Source organism: Streptomyces pyxinae (assembly GCF_024756275.1).
Lineage (GTDB): Bacteria > Actinomycetota > Actinomycetes > Streptomycetales > Streptomycetaceae > Streptomyces > Streptomyces pyxinae.
The window spans coordinates 29,571-44,173 of record NZ_JANUGQ010000032.1; the positions used below are offsets into that span (position 1 = coordinate 29,571).

The 14,603-nt window shown below is 73.1% G+C and carries 14 protein-coding genes, 1 other RNA gene and 1 pseudogene; 6 read left to right on the top strand and 10 right to left on the bottom strand.

Annotation, left to right across the window (positions count from 1 at the left end; genetic code table 11):
• Window positions 1-143 precede the first annotated feature (143 nt).
• Window positions 144-542: RNase P RNA component class A (gene rnpB, locus NX801_RS26910), an RNA gene on the bottom strand.
• Window positions 543-620: 78 nt separating this feature from the next.
• On the opposite strand from rnpB, the gene NX801_RS26915 reads away from it, so the two are divergent.
• On the top strand, window positions 621-1,418 hold the full coding sequence (locus NX801_RS26915) for a MerR family transcriptional regulator (RefSeq protein WP_258790541.1): 798 nt from the start codon (window positions 621-623) through the stop codon (window positions 1,416-1,418).
• Window positions 1,415-2,047, top strand: coding sequence for a hypothetical protein (locus NX801_RS26920; protein WP_309505912.1), 633 nt, complete (start codon window positions 1,415-1,417; stop codon window positions 2,045-2,047). The genes NX801_RS26915 and NX801_RS26920 overlap by 4 nt, the downstream gene beginning before the upstream one ends.
• A 22-nt stretch (window positions 2,048-2,069) precedes the next feature.
• On the opposite strand, the gene NX801_RS26925 is transcribed toward NX801_RS26920, so the two are convergent.
• Window positions 2,070-3,002 carry an NmrA family NAD(P)-binding protein gene (locus NX801_RS26925; protein ID WP_258790542.1) on the bottom strand — a complete coding sequence of 311 codons (933 nt, stop codon included), beginning with the start codon at window positions 3,000-3,002 and terminating at the stop codon, window positions 2,070-2,072.
• Between the two features lie 237 nt (window positions 3,003-3,239).
• Between NX801_RS26925 and yaaA the strand changes: the two genes are divergently transcribed.
• Entirely contained in the window at window positions 3,240-4,025 is a 786-nt protein-coding gene (yaaA, locus tag NX801_RS26930) for a peroxide stress protein YaaA (RefSeq protein WP_258790543.1), read from the top strand.
• A 144-nt stretch (window positions 4,026-4,169) separates the two neighbouring features.
• The gene (gene eda / locus NX801_RS26935; RefSeq protein ID WP_258790544.1) at window positions 4,170-4,886 is read left to right on the top strand and encodes a bifunctional 4-hydroxy-2-oxoglutarate aldolase/2-dehydro-3-deoxy-phosphogluconate aldolase; all 717 of its coding nucleotides are present in this window, start codon (window positions 4,170-4,172) and stop codon (window positions 4,884-4,886) included.
• 178 nt (window positions 4,887-5,064) lie between these two features.
• On the opposite strand, the gene NX801_RS26940 is transcribed toward eda, so the two are convergent.
• From NX801_RS26940 to NX801_RS26950, 3 genes are all read right to left on the bottom strand, one after another.
• Window positions 5,065-6,474 carry a bifunctional RNase H/acid phosphatase gene (locus NX801_RS26940; RefSeq protein WP_258790572.1) on the bottom strand — a complete coding sequence of 470 codons (1,410 nt, stop codon included), beginning with the start codon at window positions 6,472-6,474 and terminating at the stop codon, window positions 5,065-5,067.
• A 68-nt stretch (window positions 6,475-6,542) separates the two neighbouring features.
• A complete protein-coding gene (locus tag NX801_RS26945; protein ID WP_309505914.1) occupies window positions 6,543-7,286 on the bottom strand; it encodes a zinc ribbon domain-containing protein in 744 nt (247 codons plus the stop codon).
• Entirely contained in the window at window positions 7,283-8,194 is a 912-nt protein-coding gene (locus NX801_RS26950; RefSeq protein ID WP_258790546.1) for a Nif3-like dinuclear metal center hexameric protein, read from the bottom strand. The genes NX801_RS26945 and NX801_RS26950 overlap by 4 nt, the downstream gene beginning before the upstream one ends.
• A 356-nt stretch (window positions 8,195-8,550) precedes the next feature.
• On the opposite strand from NX801_RS26950, the gene NX801_RS31065 reads away from it, so the two are divergent.
• Window positions 8,551-10,332 carry a hypothetical protein gene (locus NX801_RS31065; RefSeq protein WP_428986245.1) on the top strand — a complete coding sequence of 594 codons (1,782 nt, stop codon included), beginning with the start codon at window positions 8,551-8,553 and terminating at the stop codon, window positions 10,330-10,332.
• Window positions 10,333-10,748: 416 nt separating this feature from the next.
• Here the strand turns inward: NX801_RS31065 and NX801_RS26960 are convergent, their stop codons facing one another.
• The 4 genes from NX801_RS26960 to NX801_RS26975 form a co-directional block, all read right to left on the bottom strand.
• Window positions 10,749-12,188, bottom strand: a complete 1,440-nt coding sequence (locus NX801_RS26960) for an MFS transporter (RefSeq protein ID WP_258790547.1) — start codon at window positions 12,186-12,188, stop codon at window positions 10,749-10,751.
• Between the two features lie 68 nt (window positions 12,189-12,256).
• A complete protein-coding gene (locus tag NX801_RS26965; protein WP_258790548.1) occupies window positions 12,257-12,439 on the bottom strand; it encodes a hypothetical protein in 183 nt (60 codons plus the stop codon).
• Window positions 12,440-12,726: 287 nt separating this feature from the next.
• Entirely contained in the window at window positions 12,727-12,915 is a 189-nt protein-coding gene (locus NX801_RS26970) for a hypothetical protein (protein WP_258790549.1), read from the bottom strand.
• Between the two features lie 102 nt (window positions 12,916-13,017).
• Window positions 13,018-13,494 (bottom strand): NUDIX hydrolase, encoded by a 477-nt coding sequence (locus tag NX801_RS26975; RefSeq protein ID WP_258790550.1) that lies wholly within the window; start codon window positions 13,492-13,494, stop codon window positions 13,018-13,020.
• Window positions 13,495-13,572: 78 nt separating this feature from the next.
• Here NX801_RS26975 and NX801_RS26980 point away from each other — a divergent pair.
• Window positions 13,573-13,968 (top strand): annotated as a pseudogene (locus NX801_RS26980) (tyrosine-type recombinase/integrase); the annotation flags it as partial.
• A gap of 162 nt (window positions 13,969-14,130) precedes the next feature.
• Here NX801_RS26980 and NX801_RS26985 read toward each other — a convergent pair.
• A complete protein-coding gene (locus tag NX801_RS26985) occupies window positions 14,131-14,601 on the bottom strand; it encodes a DUF4262 domain-containing protein (protein WP_258790552.1) in 471 nt (156 codons plus the stop codon).
• Between the last annotated feature and the right edge of the window lie 2 nt (window positions 14,602-14,603).

The following is a 14,603-nucleotide window of genomic DNA, read 5'->3' on the forward strand; positions in this document are numbered from 1 at the left end:
GCCCACGCCCAGCCGCCCCGAGTGGCTGCCTTCGTAGCGGCGAGGTTCGGTTCGAACCGATACGGAACAAGGTGAGGCGACGCCCACGATTCCACGGGAAAAGGCCCCTGACCTGCGGTATCGCGGGTCAGAGGCCTGAGGGGCAGACGAGCTGGGCTGTACGCCGGGTTCTGTGCCCCGGGACCTCGCGGTCGTCGGGGCGACGGCCATCCATCTAGGACCGGCGTTGCCGCCGGCCTCGTGCGGTCTACCCGCGGACTCGGGCGGGCAGCCCTCGAACGTCCGCGCAGGAGCACCGGGGTGCTCCCTCTTGACCTTGCTCCGGGTGGGGTTTACCTAGCCGCCTGGGTCACCCCAGGCGCTGGTGGTCTCTTACACCACCGTTTCACCCTTACCGAGGACCGAGGTCCCCGGCGGTCTGTTTTCTGTGGCACTGTCCCGCGGGTCACCCCGGGTGGGCGTTACCCACCACCCTGCCCTGTGGAGCCCGGACGTTCCTCGGGAGGATCCGGGGATCCCCACGCGGCCGTCCGCCCGGCTCGTCTGCCGTGCCGACCATGCTACCCGCCCGGCGGCGGGTGCTTGACCTTGCCGTAGCGGCAACGTTTCTACTGGGCGCCATGAGGATCGGAGAGCTCGCCGCGCTGGTCGGAGTGACCACGCGGGCGGTACGGCACTACCACCACCTGGGGCTGCTGCCCGAGCCCGGGCGGCTGGGGAACGGGTACCGGGACTACACCCTGCGCCATGCCGTGGTGCTGGCGCGGATCAGGCGGCTGAGGGAGCTGGGGCTCGGGCTCGACGAGGTGGCGGACGTACTCGGGGACGAGGCCGGGCGCGAGCTGGTCGACGTACTGGAGGAGCTGGACGCCGACCTGGCGCGGCAGCAGGAGCGGATCGCGGCCCGGCGGGCGCGGCTGGCCGGGCTGCTGGTGGAGGCGAGGGCCGGGAGGCTGCCGGACGAGGCGCCGGTGTCGGCGGAGCTCGGGGCGCTGCTCGCAGGGCTGGCGGAGGCGGCGGCCGGGCGGCCGGAACCGGAGCCCGCGACGGCGGTGCGGGACCGGGAGCTGCTGGTGCTGCTGGACACGGTGGCCGGCGGGGAGGAGCGGGGGCGGCTGATGGAGGCGTTGCGGGGGATGACGGAGGCGCCGGGGGCGCTGGAGCGGGCGTACGCGGTCTACGCCCGGCTGGACGAGCTGGCCGGGGCGGACGCGGCGGACCCGCGGGTGGCGGAGGTGGCGCGGGCGCTGGCGGAGCTGCTGCCGCACGAGGCGATGGGCAAGGCGATGGACGGGGTGGCGAACATGGCGGAGGTGGACCGGGTGGTGGCGGGGCCGTTGTTCGCGGAGTTCTCGGCGGGGCAGGCGGAGGCGGTACGGCGGGCGCTGGCTCTGGTGCTGGGGAGGGGAGCGCGGTGAGCCCCGGGCGGGGGAGCCTGCCGAAGCGGCTGCTCGCGCACGAGCTGCGGCTGCTGGAGAGCCTGGGGCGGTGGGTGGCCCGGCGGCCGGAGGGGACGGGGCCGGCGGGGACGGGGCCGGCGGGGATGGTGCAGGGGGCGCGGAGGTTCGGGTACGCCAGGGACCAGGCCGCGTATCTGTACGGGTTCGCGTTCGTATGTTTGGTGGAGACGGTGGGGATGGCGTACCTGCTGGCCTCCTGGCCGGTGGCGCACGGGGTGATGCTGGTCCTGGACGTGTACTCCGTGCTGTTCGTGCTGGGGTGGCACGCCGCCTCGGTGACCCGGCCGCATCTGCTGACCGGTGAGCTCCTCCGCGTACGGCAGGCGGCCCATCTGGATGTGGCGATACCGCTGGAGCGGATCGCGTCGGTGCGGCACGAGCCGGTGTACTCGCACCCGAGGAAGGACGGGGTGCTCGCGGTGACCGTGGCTTCAGGGACCTCGGTGACGGTCGAGTTGCGCGAGCCGGTGGTGGTGCGGCCGTTGCTGGGCCGGGCGTACGAGGTGCGGGTCGTCCGCTTTCACGCGGACGACCCGCGGGGAATGGTGGGCGCCCTGAGGGCCGGGTGCGGGGCCGCTCAGAACTGACCGGGGGCGGGACGAAGCCGGGTCAGAGTTCGGCGAGGGCGGGGCGGAGGTGTTCGTACGCCCAGCCGGAGAGGTGGGTGGGGGTGGTGGTCGTGGTGTCGCGGGACTGCTCGGGGACGAAGCCGTCGCGCAGGCCCGTCGACATGCCCAGCACCGCCTCCGCCTGGGCCCCGGTCAGCCCGGCCGAGCCGAGCATGGCGCGCATGGTGTCGTCCGGGACCCGCTCGGCGCGCACCGGCCGGCCCGTGGCCTCGGACACGATCTCCGCCGCCCGCTCCCAGCTCAGGTCCTCCGGACCGTGCACCGCCCGGACATGGCAGCCGGTCCAGTGGCCGGAGAGCAGCCGGAGGGCGGCGACCTCGGCGATGTCCCGGGGCGCGACCCACGGCATGGCGTGGTCGGTCGGCAGGACGACCGGGATCACGCCCTCCTGGATCGCGTACAGCTGCATCAGCAGGTTGCTGAAGAAGAAGCCGCAGCGGAGGTGGGTGACGGAGGCCCCGGTGGCGTCGAGCAGTTCCTCGGCGCGGCCCAGCCCGTCGATCTCGCCCGCGCCCCGGCGCAGCTCGGCGCCGACGCTGGACTGGAGGACGGTGCGCGCCACGCCATTGGTGGTGACGGCCTCGGCGGCGATCCGGGCCAGCCGCTCGTACCCGCCCACCGGGTCGTCGGCGTCGGTCGGCGGGATCACCAGATAGAGCGCGTCCACTCCTTCGGTGGCTTTCAGCATGCCGTCGCGGTCCGACAGGTCGGTCTCGATCACCTCGGCGTGGTCGGCGTGGCCGGGACGCAGCCGCCGGGCGTCCCGGACCAGCAGGCGAGGGCGTACACCGGCGCGGATCAGGGCCCCGGCCACCTCGCCGCCGACGGCGCCGGTGGGGGTGGTCACGGCCACGGTCGGGGCGGTCGGGGCGGTCTGCACGGCCGGTTCGCCGAACCTGTCGGTGCTGGGCATTGCCGATCCTCTCGCTGGGAGTCTGGAGCCGTTGCGGTCGTTGCGGTCGTTCCGGACGTGTACCCGTGGACGGGCGGGGCGATGGCAGCCGGGTTTGTAGGCTGGCGCGGGAGTGTTTTCCGCTGCCGGGTGATGCCTCGGAAGCGCTTGTACGTCCGTAGATCTGTACGCCTGTACGTCTGTACGCCCGTATCCGTGTATGTCTGCATGCCTGTATGTCTGTCGAGGAGAACTGTCGTGCTCGTGCTGTTGCCGCCCTCCGAGGGAAAGGCCCCGTCCGGCGAGGGGGCGCCGCCGCTGGACCTGGCGGGGCTGTCGCTGCCCGGGCTCACCGAGGCGCGGGCGGCCGTGCTGGCGGAGCTGGTGGAGCTGTGCGCGGGCGACGAGGAGAAGGCGCGCGAGGTGCTGGGGCTGAGCGAGGGCCTGCGCGGTGAGGTCGCCAAGAACGCCGGGCTGCTGAGCGCCGGGGCCCGGCCGGCCGGGGAGATCTACACGGGGGTGCTGTACGACGCGCTGGGCCTGGCCACGCTGGACGCGGCGGCCCGGGAGCGGGCCGGACGGTGGCTGCTGGTGTTCTCGGGGCTGTGGGGGGCCGTCGGGGTGACCGACCGGATCCCGTCGTACCGCTGCTCGATGGGGGTGAAGCTGCCGGGGCTCGGGGCGCTGGGCGCGCACTGGCGGGGCCCGATGGCGGCGGTGCTGCCCGAGGCGGCGGGCGACGGGCTGGTGCTGGACCTGCGCTCGTCGGCGTACACGGCGGCCTGGCGGCCCAAGGGCGCGGTCGCGGACCGGACGGCGACGGTGCGGGTGCTGCACGCGCCGACCCGGAAGGTGGTCAGCCACTTCAACAAGGCGACCAAGGGCCGGATCGTCCGGAGCCTGCTGGAGTCCGGTACGGCTCCGGGGTCGCCGCGCGAACTGGTCGAGACGCTGCGGGACTTGGGGTACGCGGTGGAGGCGGCCGAACCGCGGGGCGCGGGCAAGCCGTGGTCGCTGGACGTGCTGGTGGAGGAGATTCACTGAGCCGGGAGCCGGGAGCCGGGAGCCGGGAGCCAGGCTCAGGGAGCAGGGAACGGGGAACAGGCGCCGAGGACCCGAGGGCCGGGGGCTGTTGCAGTGTGTGCAACGGGCGTTGCGGTGGATGGTGGCGGTGGCGAGGATGGCGTCATGAGCTCCGAGCCGCCCCGGACCCTGCCCCCACTTCCGTCCCTGTCCCCGCCCTCGCTTCCGTCCCCGACACCGACTCCGCCGGCGCCGGAGCCGTCCGTGCTGGACCTCGCGCCGGTCGTGCCCGTGGTCGTCGTGGCGGACGCCGCCGATGCCGTACCGCTGGCGCGGGCGCTGGTGGCGGGCGGGCTGCCGGCGATCGAGGTGACGCTGCGGACGCCCGCCGCGCTGGACGCGATCCGGGCGGTGGCGGCGGAGGTACCGGGGGCGGTGGTGGGCGCGGGCACCGTGCGGTCGCCCGGGGACGTGGCGGCGGCGGTCGGCGCGGGGGCGCGGTTCCTGGTGAGCCCGGGGTGGACGGACGGGCTGCTGGAGGCGATGCGCGGGGCCGGGGTGCCGTTCCTGCCCGGGGTCTCGACGGCGTCCGAGGTGCTGGCGCTGCTGGAGCGCGGAGTGCGGGAGCTGAAGTTCTTCCCGGCCGAGGCGGCGGGCGGAGCGGCGTATCTGAAGGCGCTGGCAGGGCCCTTGCCGGAGGCCCGGTTCTGCCCGACCGGCGGGATCACGGCCGCCTCGGCGCCCGGGTATCTGGCGCTGGCGAACGTCGGCTGCGTCGGCGGTACATGGATGCTGCCCGCCGACGCGCCGGCCGCCCGCGACTGGGCGCGGGTCGAAGCCCTGGCGCGGGAGGCGGCGGCGCTGGGGCGGGACGCGCCCTGAGCCGCGAACCGCCCGCCCCGGCCCACCCGTACGACCTCTGACCCGTACGACTCTCCGCTGACCCGTACGACGTCTCCGCTGACCCGTACGACTCTCCGCGCCTTACGACTTCTCAAGCCGTACGGCTCCGCTCCCCTGGCCCGCCGGTGAGCGGCCGGGCGCCGCCCGCCCCGGGGCGTCAGCGCAGGTGGGCGGTGTCGTTGAGGAGCCGTACCGAGGCGTTGCCGTCCCGGTAGTAGGCCACCGCCGACAGCGAGGCGGCCGACAGCTCCATCCGGAACAGCGACTCCGGCGGGGCGCCCAGCGCCAGCCGGACCAGGGTCTTGATCGGCGTCACATGGGTGACCAGCAGCACGGTGCGGCCCGCGTACCGCTCGGTCAGCCGGTCGCGGGCGGCGGCTACCCGGTCCCCGACGACCGCGAAGGACTCACCGTCACCGGTGGGCGCGGCGTCCGGGGAGGCGAGCCAGGCGTTCAGGTCGTCCGGATACCGCTCGCGCACCTCGCCGAAGGTCAGGCCCTCCCAGGCGCCGAAGTCGGTCTCGCGCAGCCCGTCCTCGATCCGGACGTCCAGGCCGAGCCGGGCGGCGACGGTGGCCGCCGTGCGCCGGCAGCGGAGCAGCGGGGAGCTGACGATCTCCTGGATGGTGCCGCGCGCGGCCAGGGCGGCGGCGACGGCCTCCGCCTGGCGCAGTCCGGCGGCGGACAGGTCGGGATCGGTGCCGCCGCTGCCGGAGAAGCGCTTCTCGGGGGTGAGCGCGGTCTCGCCGTGGCGGAGCAGCACGAAGGTGGCGGGCGCGCCGAGGTCCGCCGGGGCCGCCCAGCCGACCGGCGGGGTGCCGGCCTTGGCGTGCGCGGTGTCGGCGGCGGCCGCGGTGACGACCGCGGGAGTGGTCGGGGCCTCTGGACTCTGCGGCAGGTGGCCGGCGTCCGCCAGGACGTCCTGGGCGTCGGTGCCGGGGGCGGTGGGATCACCGGCTCCGGAGCGGGAAGTCGCGCCGGCGCCGGTACCGGCCAGGGCGGCGCGGGCGCGGGCGGCGCCGGCCGCCGCGTCGCCCACCACCCGGGCGGCGTCCTCGTCGGCGCGGGTGGAGCCCGAGGCGGGCCCGGACCGGCCGGAGGCGGCCGATCCGGCGGTGTCGAGGGCGGCCGTGGAGCGGGCGGGCGTCCACTGCTCGCCGCGCTTGCCCGCGTCCATGGCCTCGTTGGCGAGCCGGTCGGCGTGCTTGTTCCGCTCGCGCGGGATCCACTCGTACGACACCTGGGACGGCGGGAAGACCCGGGCCGCCTCGGTCGCGAGCGGCTTCATGTCCGGGTGCTTGATCTTCCAGCGGCCGGACATCTGCTCCACGACGAGCTTGGAGTCCATCCGCACCCGGATCCGGGCGCCCGGCGCCAGGGCCCGGGCGGCCCGCAGTCCGGCGACCAGGCCCTTGTACTCGGCCACGTTGTTGGTGGCGACACCGATGTACTCGGCCGCCTCCGCCAGTGGCTCGCCGGACACCGGGTCCAGGACCACCGCCCCGTAACCGGCCGGGCCCGGATTGCCCCGGGAGCCGCCGTCGGCCTCGACGATCAGCTCCTGGATACCGCCACCGTCCGGCGTCCCGTCCGATGCCCCGTCCGGCCGCTCCGGCAGTCCGTCCGGCTCCGGCATCAGAGGCCGGACTCCGAGGTGCGGACCAGGATCCGGCGGCAGTTCTCGCAGCGGACGACCGTGTCGGCGGCGGCCGCGCGGACCTCGTTCAGCTCGGTGATGTTGAGCTCGATGTGGCAGCCCTCGCAGCGGCGCTGGTACAGCCGGGCCGCGCCCACCCCGCCCTGCTGGCCGCGGATCTTCTCGTACAGCTTCAGCAGGTCGTCCGGGACGGAGCCGGCGACGACCTCGCGCTCCTTGGCGGCGGAGCCGGCCTCGTCGTCCAGCCCCCGCTGGGCGCTGTCCCGGCGGGCGGTGGCGTCGTCCACCTTGGCCTGCACCGCGCCGACCCGCTCGGTCAGCTCGGCCACCCGCTCCTGGGCGGACTCACGGCGCTCCATGACCTCCAGCACCACGTCCTCCAGGTCGCCCTGGCGCTTGGCGAGGGAGACCAGCTCCTTCTGGAGGTTCTCCAGGTCCTTCGGGGAGCGGACGGAGCCGGAGTCCAGCCGCTGCTGATCGCGGACGGCGCGCTGGCGCACCTGGTCCACGTCCTGCTCGGCCTTGGTCTGCTCGCGGGCGCAGTCGCTCTCCTCGGTCTGCGCGGCCACCAGCAGGTCGCGCAGCTGGCTGAGGTCCTTGGTCAGCGACGTGATCTCGGCGTGCTCGGGCAGCGACGCGCGCTTGTGGGCGAGCTGGGACAGGCGTACGTCGAGGGCCTGGACGTCGAGAAGTCGGATCTGGTCGGCGGGCGCGGCGTTCAGTTGGGGGCTCCAGGGGACGAGGGTTCAGCGGAGGGTTCGGAGGCACCGGCGGGGGCGTACGAGTCTGCTCCGTACAGGCCGTCTCCGGTGGCGGTGGCGGTGGTGGCGGGCGCGAAGTGGCCGGCCCAGGGGTCGGTGACGGTCCTGGACACATGGACCCGGAGGTTCCAGCCGTGCCGGTCGGAGATCTCGTCCAGCTGGCCGGCGGCCAGTTCGCACCAGGGCCACTCGGTCGCCCAGTGGGCGGCGTCGACCAGCCCGAGCGGGGAGTGCTGGGTGGCCTCGGACGCCGGGTGGTGGCGGAGGTCGGCGGTGAGGTACGCGTCCACCCCGGCGGCCCGCACGGTGTCGAAGAGGCTGTCGCCGGAGCCGCCGCTGACCGCGACCCGGCGCACCGGGGCGTCCAGGTCGCCGGCGACCCGGATGCCCTGCGCGGTGGCGGGCAGCCGCTCGGCGGCGCGGGCGGCGAACTCCCGCAGGGTCAGCGGGACATCGAGCTCACAGATCCGGCCGAGGCCGTTCTCCGGGACGAGCGGGCCGGTGACGCGCAGGTCCAGCGCGCCGGCCAGGGCGTCGGAGACCCCGGGGTCGGCGGTGTCGGCGTTGGTGTGCGCGACATGCAGGGCGATGTCATTTTTGATCAGGGTGTGCACGACCCGGCCCTTGAAGTGATCGGCCGCGACCGTCGTCGTCCCGCGCAGATAGAGCGGGTGGTGGGTGACGATCAGCTGGGCGCCGAGCTTCACCGCCTCGTCCGCGATCTCCTGGACCGGGTCGACGGCGAACAGCACGCGGGTGACCTCGGCGTCGGGGTCGCCGCAGACGGTGCCGACGGCATCCCACTGCTCGGCCCGCTCGGGGGGCCAGAGGGCGTCGAGTTCGGTGAGGATTTCGGAGAGACGGGGCACGGGGAAAGGCTACCTGCCTCCCCTTTGCCCCCGCACCAGACCTGGGCCTTGCCCCGCGCCAGACCTGGGCCCTGCCCCCACGCCAGACCTGGCTCGCCGCCCGTCCGGGGCGCCCGGCGGCCACGGCGAGCCGCCGCCGGTCCGGGCCTGGCGCGGGCTCGGTGCGGGTCCGGTGCGCGCCTGGTGCCGGGGGCACGCGGACGGGGTGTCCGGCGGGCCCCGGATGGACGCCGGGTGGACCCGGGTGGCTTGAAGCACACCTTCGTTCCATGCACCCGCGAAACCGGACATCGCCACCCTTATAGGTGAAGCAGGGTGACTCTCCTGGTCCGGCCGGAAAGGCAAAACTAGCGTCGGTGGCTGGAGGTGACGAGTCGATGACAGCCTGTGCCATAGAGCCCACTGCCGGGGATGCCGGAGCGGCTTGGCGTCCGGTGCTCGCGATCGCGGCGGGCGGGGGTTACGCGGCGCGGCTCACGGGGAGCGGCGAGGACCGCTGCCCGGAGCGCTGGACGCTGGACGGACCGGAGCCGTACGCGGTCCCCCTGCCGCTGGCCCGGCCCGAGGCGCCGGACGCGCAGCTCGCGCCGCTGGCGGACGGCCGGGTGCTGATCGCCCGCCGGACCGGTGCGGAGCGGTACGCGTTCGCGCTGCTGTATCCGTCGGGCCGGCGGACGGCCGAGCTGGCGCTCGGCTCGGTGGAGGCGGCGGCCGGGTCGCTGCGGCTGCTGCCGCCCGCGCCGGACGGCAGGTCGGCATACGCCCTGGCGGCCGGTGAGCGCTCGGCCACGCTCTGGCGGGTGGCCGGCGGGGCGGACGCGCGGCCCGAGCGGGTGGCCGAGGTGCCCGGCCGGTGCGAGGGCGGGGTGTGGCTGGACCGTACGGGCCGGCTGCTCGCCCTGGACCGGCGACCGGTGGACGCCGGGCCGGTGAAGGCGGTCGCGGTGGACCTGGGGCGGGGCGGCGAGGTGACCCCGCTGCTCCAGATCGCCGAGGAGAGCGACGACCGGTTGCTGCTGGCGGACCCGGACAGCGGGCTGGTGCTGGTCCGGTCGGACGCGCCGTCGCCGGGCCATGAGCGGCTGGGCTGGGGGGTGTTGAACAGCACGCTGCCGGTGCGGTTCCCCGAGTGCCTGCGGTTGCCGGACGCGGCGGTGACCCCGTTCGCGGTGCAGCCGGGCCAGTTGCTGGCGCCCGAGGGGTGCGCGGTGGCGCTGCGCATCGACGCGGCGGCCGGGACCTGGCTCGGCATCTGGCGCCCGGCCGAGCGGCGCCTCCATCAACTGGCCGCCCCACCCGGCTGGTTGGCGGGCGCCGGGGTATGGACGCCGGGCGGGGTGCTGCGGCTGCCGTACGCGACCCCGGCGGTGCCGTGCGGGCTGGCCCGGCTGGCCCCGGTGAGCCCCCGGCCGGCGCCGGGCTCCGGGCCGCCCCCGGACTCCCGGCCGGGCCCCGGGGCGGTTGGCGGGCCGGGAACGGCTCCGGGGGCCGGGGTCCCGGCCCCCGGGCACACCACGGTCACGGTCACGGGGCCACGTGCGGGCACAGCCGCAGTCCCCAAGGTGACGGAAGCACCAGGGAATTTCCCGGCGGACGGCATCACCGACCCGGGAGGTGTGTCCGACCCGGGAGGTGTGTCCGACCCGGGAGGTGTGTCCGACCCGGGAGGTGTGTCCGACCCGGGAGGTGTGTCCGACCCGGGCGACGGCCGGACCGCCGGGTGGCCCTCCGGACACTCCCCCGAGCCCTCCCCCGCCCACCCTCCCGATCCGACCCGGTCCCCCTCCTCTCTCTCCTCCCTCTCCCCGGGTCCCCTCTCCCCGAGTCCCCTTTCCCGGGGTGCGCTGTCCGGGGCGCCTCTCTACCGGGACGAGGACGGCTCCGGTCCCCCGGGCGGCGGTCCGGACCACTCACGGCGGCTCCCGGACACCCTCCCGCTCCCCCTCCCCGCCCAGACGCCCCCCGCGCGCCCCGTCCGCCCCGCCTTCGCCACCACCCACACCCCCCTGCGCTTCCCCCTCCCCCCACCAGCGGAATACCCAGGTCAGGATCAGTCGGGCGCTCTCGATACCCCCACCCCTCACAAGCCGGTGCCCCTACAGCAGGCGCCGCTCCTCGGGCGGTCCGGCCACGGTTAGACTCTCGGGCCGCACATGTCAGCGATCAACTACGGGGTGACTTCCCATATGGCTGAAGCCAGCACCGACATGACCCACGGGCGACCGCAGGGGGACGCCGGGACTTCCGGCAAGCACCGCGGGGGCGCGGCTCAGGTGGAGGACTCGGCGGCGCAGCCGCACGGCCGCCACCGCCGTGAGCCGGACCACCGCGGCGACACGGTCTGAGCCGCCGGCCGCCGTGGTCACCGGCCACCGGGAACGGGGGCCGGTGAAACGTCCCTCCACCGCGAGTGGAGAGGGGCGTCCGGTGGGCGAACGGTGTCCGCACCACAGGGCGGGCCGCCCCGGAACTCTCCGGGGCGGCCCGCCCGTCCTCGTCCATGGCCCCCATCGGACTCATCGGGCTCATCCCCGGAAGCCCATCGGGCCGCCGCTCAGCCCTCGGTGCGGCGCGGCAGCCAGAGCAGCATCAGCAGGGCGCTGCCCAGCAGCACTCCCGCTCCGGTACGGAAGGCCATCGCGTATCCGGCCGTCAGCGCCTCCGGGGCGGTGCTGTGCCCGGTCCGGGCGGCGGCGACGGTGGACAGCACCGCGAGGCCCAGCGCCCCGCCCATCGTCCGGGAGGTGTTGACCAGTCCGGAGACCAGTCCGGCGTCCCCCGGAGCGGCCCCGGCGGTCGCGAGGGCGGCGAGCGGGGTGATGATCAGGCCCATGCCGGCCATCATCAGGACGCCGGGGCCGAGGATGTCCGCCAGGTAGGAGCCGTGGGCGTCCATGGTGGACTGCCAGGCGAACCCGGCGCCGGAGATCAGTGCCCCGGCGACGGCGAGGTCTCGGGCTCCGGTGCGGTGCATCAGGCGCGGGGCGAGCTTGGAGCCGATGACGATGGCGGCGGAGCTGGGGATGAGGGCGACGCCGGCCGCCAGCGGGGTGTAGCCGAGCACGTTCTGGGCGTACACCGTCATGAAGAACCACATGGCGAAGGAGGCCGAACCCGTCACCACCATCGCCGCGTTGGCGCCCGCCACCACCCGGGACCGGAAGACCTTGAGCGGCATCAGCGGCTGGGCGGCACGGGCCTCCACCAGGACGAAGATCCCCAGGACGGCGGCTCCCGCGAACAGCGGCAGCAGGGTCTCGGGCGCGGTCCAGCCGGCCTGCTCGGTCTGGACGATGCCGTACGCGACGGCGGCCAGCCCGGCGGTGGCCAGCACCGCGCCCCGCAGGTCGAGCCGCCGTCCGTGGTGCGCCCGGCTCTCCCGTACGAAGAGCACGGCGGCGACCAGGACCACCGCCCCGACCGGGACGTTGATCAGCAGCACCCAGCGCCAGGAGAGCAGGTCGGTGAGGAGGCCCCCGACGAGCCCGCCGGCCGCTCCTCCGCCCGCCCCGACGGCCGACCAGGTCCCGATGGCCCGGGTCCTGGCGGGGCCCGGCTCGGCGGTGGCGGTGACGATGGTGAGCGAGGCGGGGGCCAGCACCGCGGCCCCCAGCCCCTGCACCGCCCGCGCCCCGAGCAACTGCCAGCCCTCCTGGGCCAGTCCGCCGGCCAGCGAGGCGGCGGTGAAGAGCCCGAGCCCGACGAGGAACATGCGCTTGTACCCGAATATGTCGGCCGCACGCCCGCCGAGCAGCATGAACCCGGCGAAGGCGATGGAGTAGGCGTTCAGCACCCACTGCAACCCCAGCGCCGAGAGCCCCAGGTCGGCCCGCATGGACGGCAGCGCCACATTGACCACCGACACGTCCAGCACCACGAGGAACTGCCCCGCGCACGCCACCGCCAGCGCGACCCAGGCCCATTTCCCACCCCCGGCCGGCTCCCGAGCGGACGGATCGACAGCAGCGGCACGACGGACGCGAGACGAGACCATGCCCCCATGGTCGCAGCCGCCCGGGGCCGGACGGCAAGACCTGCTCCCTCCCCCGCGCCCTCGGGGCACTACCGCCAGAGCGCGCGCTCTTCGAGCCTGCCGAACCGCACGGCCCCGCTGCGCAGGTTCACCAGAATCGGCCAGCAGTCGAGCAGTTGGTCGGCGGCGGCTCGCGTCCGGAGGAAACGGGCGGAGTTATAGGGGACGACCAGCAGCTCACCCTTTTCGACAACGTTAGACAAATCGATCATCAGGGAAGGCTCGCCCGGCTTCACACTTCTCTCAAGAAATTGTCGAGCCGTCAGCAATGCCTCGTCACGAGTCATCAACCCAACCCCCTTCCCGAAGCCGCACCCACGGAAATATGGAGCCTATTTAGTTCCCCTGAGCGGGCCAAACTTCGAGGGTGCATGGTGATCACCGCGGTCCTCATGCCACACGCATCGGCGTGCCAGCACGTAACCTTAACCTCCATTAAGAATGGTAGAGTACTGCCAGACTTGAAACTCTCGGCCCCACTCTGCAACCCTCTCCATGCTCACCTTCCAGAAAGAAAACCAGGCACGGTCACCTTCACTTCGGCTCCGCCCCGATAGAACGTGATACTGTCCCACGATCGATCGCCAACTCGCACAGCCTTACCCACGTGGTACATCTCCCGCTCGATGGCGAACCAGTTACTCTCGCCGGCCAGCACATAGTACGTGTGCTGCGCGATACTCCTCATACCTGCTCCTTCGCCGGCCAGTATGGGTTTTGCGTTCCGCTGACATCCATGGTTGTGCGCGGAAATCCGTGGGTGTTGCCGTCGCTACTGCCGTCAGGCGGTTCAGCCCAGGCAGAAGCTTTCACGGTGTTCCAGGAAGTGCTGGAGCCGGAGCCGTTGGGCGTGGTGCATCGGCAGCTGCTCGATCTCTTCCTGCGATACATAACCGAGTTCGGTGGACTCGTCGGAGATCTCCAGCTGGCCGCCGGTGATGCGGGCGGTGAAGCAAACGTTGAACCGGCGGCGGACCTCGCCGCCGGTGTAGGCGATGATGTGCTTCGGGTCGGTGTAGGTGCCGACCAGGCCAGTGATCGCTACGTCCAGGCCGGTCTCGTCCTTGACCTCGCGGACGGCCGTGCCAGGCAGGGAGTCGGCGAGGTCCACGCCTCCGCCGGGCAGCGCCCACAGGTCGTTGTCGCGGCGACGCTGGAGGAGGATGCGCCCGTGATCGTCGGTGACGACGGCGGAGGCGGCGGCGGCGACGACCATGCTGTTCGGCTTAGGCGCGTTCGGGTCGTCGTAGTACTCGGTGCGGGCCACGGTCAGCCTTCCTCTCGTACAGGGGTTGCCGTTGCCCACACGGCGTTGAAGCTCTCGGCGTGGGTGTGTCGAACATGCCGCTCTCAGCGCGAGCGCGAGGCCGCAGGCACCACGTGGCAGCACAACGGGCACGTGTTCACCACTCCCCAGGGCAGACCGATCGATCCGACCAACCTCACCCGCACCTTCACCACGCTCCTCCGCAAGGCCGGCCTCCGCCGCATCCGCTTCCACGACCTCCGCCACTCCACCGCCACCCTGCTCCTGGAACAGGGTGGCGAACTCGTCGTGATCAAGGAACTCCTCGGCCACGTCCACATCGGCGTCACCGCCGGCGCCTACGCCCACGTCCGACTCCGCCTCCAGTGCGACGCCATCGACACCCTCAGCACCGCGCTCGGCAACCCGGAGATCACCGAGACGGCCAACGGCGACGGCGACGAACCGCCAGTCTGCGCCGCCCTCGTCCGTTGACATTGCCGTCAACTACTGGCGTCACCCCACACGGAAGCCCCACCAGGTAACGCCTGGTGGGGCTTCCGTATTGCTGTCGCACATGGCAGATCTGGTGGCGTCGGAGTGAGATCAGCGACCTGCCCCGACAGGATCTCTTGGGATCTGCGGTCTCACCCTTGGCTACGGCAACAAGGCTTGTCGATCACTCAACCAGGCAGGTGCATCTTCTTCATCGGGGAAATTGCCATCCCTGTCAGGCCAAAGCAGCTGGAGTGCATCGAAGGATCTCTCGCCGTAGAACACCGAAGCCTGCACCAGGTTCGAGATCAGAACATCTTGCGAGATCGCCCGAAACTGAACATTGAATCCCTCAAGAATTTCGCCCGACGCGTCACCATCTCTATACGTTCCCCCGTCAGCCAGCATGGCTTGCACTGAGCTCAACACGCTTCCTGAAGTCTCCTCCGGAAGTCCAGCCACAACGACTTCGGGGTGGCCGAAACTGGAGCCGAAGCCGATGCTGTACGCAAAGGGAGGCTGTTCCGCGTCAGAATCGAAGACCCAAATCCAGCTCCATCCTTGAGCTGTCACGTCACTATGGATCTTTCGCTGAATCGAGCTAAGGTGCATCCCGCCCTGTTCACTGTTCACAG

What these genes read in the sequence shown, in the direction of transcription:
- NX801_RS26925 (WP_258790542.1), bottom strand. Translation starts at nt 3,002, where the DNA reads ATGCCCAGCACCGACAGGTTCGGCGAACCGGCCGTGCAGACCGCCCCG.
- eda (WP_258790544.1), top strand. Translation starts at nt 4,170, where the DNA reads ATGAGCTCCGAGCCGCCCCGGACCCTGCCCCCACTTCCGTCCCTGTCC.
- NX801_RS26965 (WP_258790548.1), bottom strand. Translation starts at nt 12,439, where the DNA reads ATGATCGATTTGTCTAACGTTGTCGAAAAGGGTGAGCTGCTGGTCGTC.
- NX801_RS26970 (WP_258790549.1), bottom strand. Translation starts at nt 12,915, where the DNA reads ATGAGGAGTATCGCGCAGCACACGTACTATGTGCTGGCCGGCGAGAGT.
- NX801_RS26960 (WP_258790547.1), bottom strand. Translation starts at nt 12,188, where the DNA reads ATGGTCTCGTCTCGCGTCCGTCGTGCCGCTGCTGTCGATCCGTCCGCT.
- NX801_RS26915 (WP_258790541.1), top strand. Translation starts at nt 621, where the DNA reads ATGAGGATCGGAGAGCTCGCCGCGCTGGTCGGAGTGACCACGCGGGCG.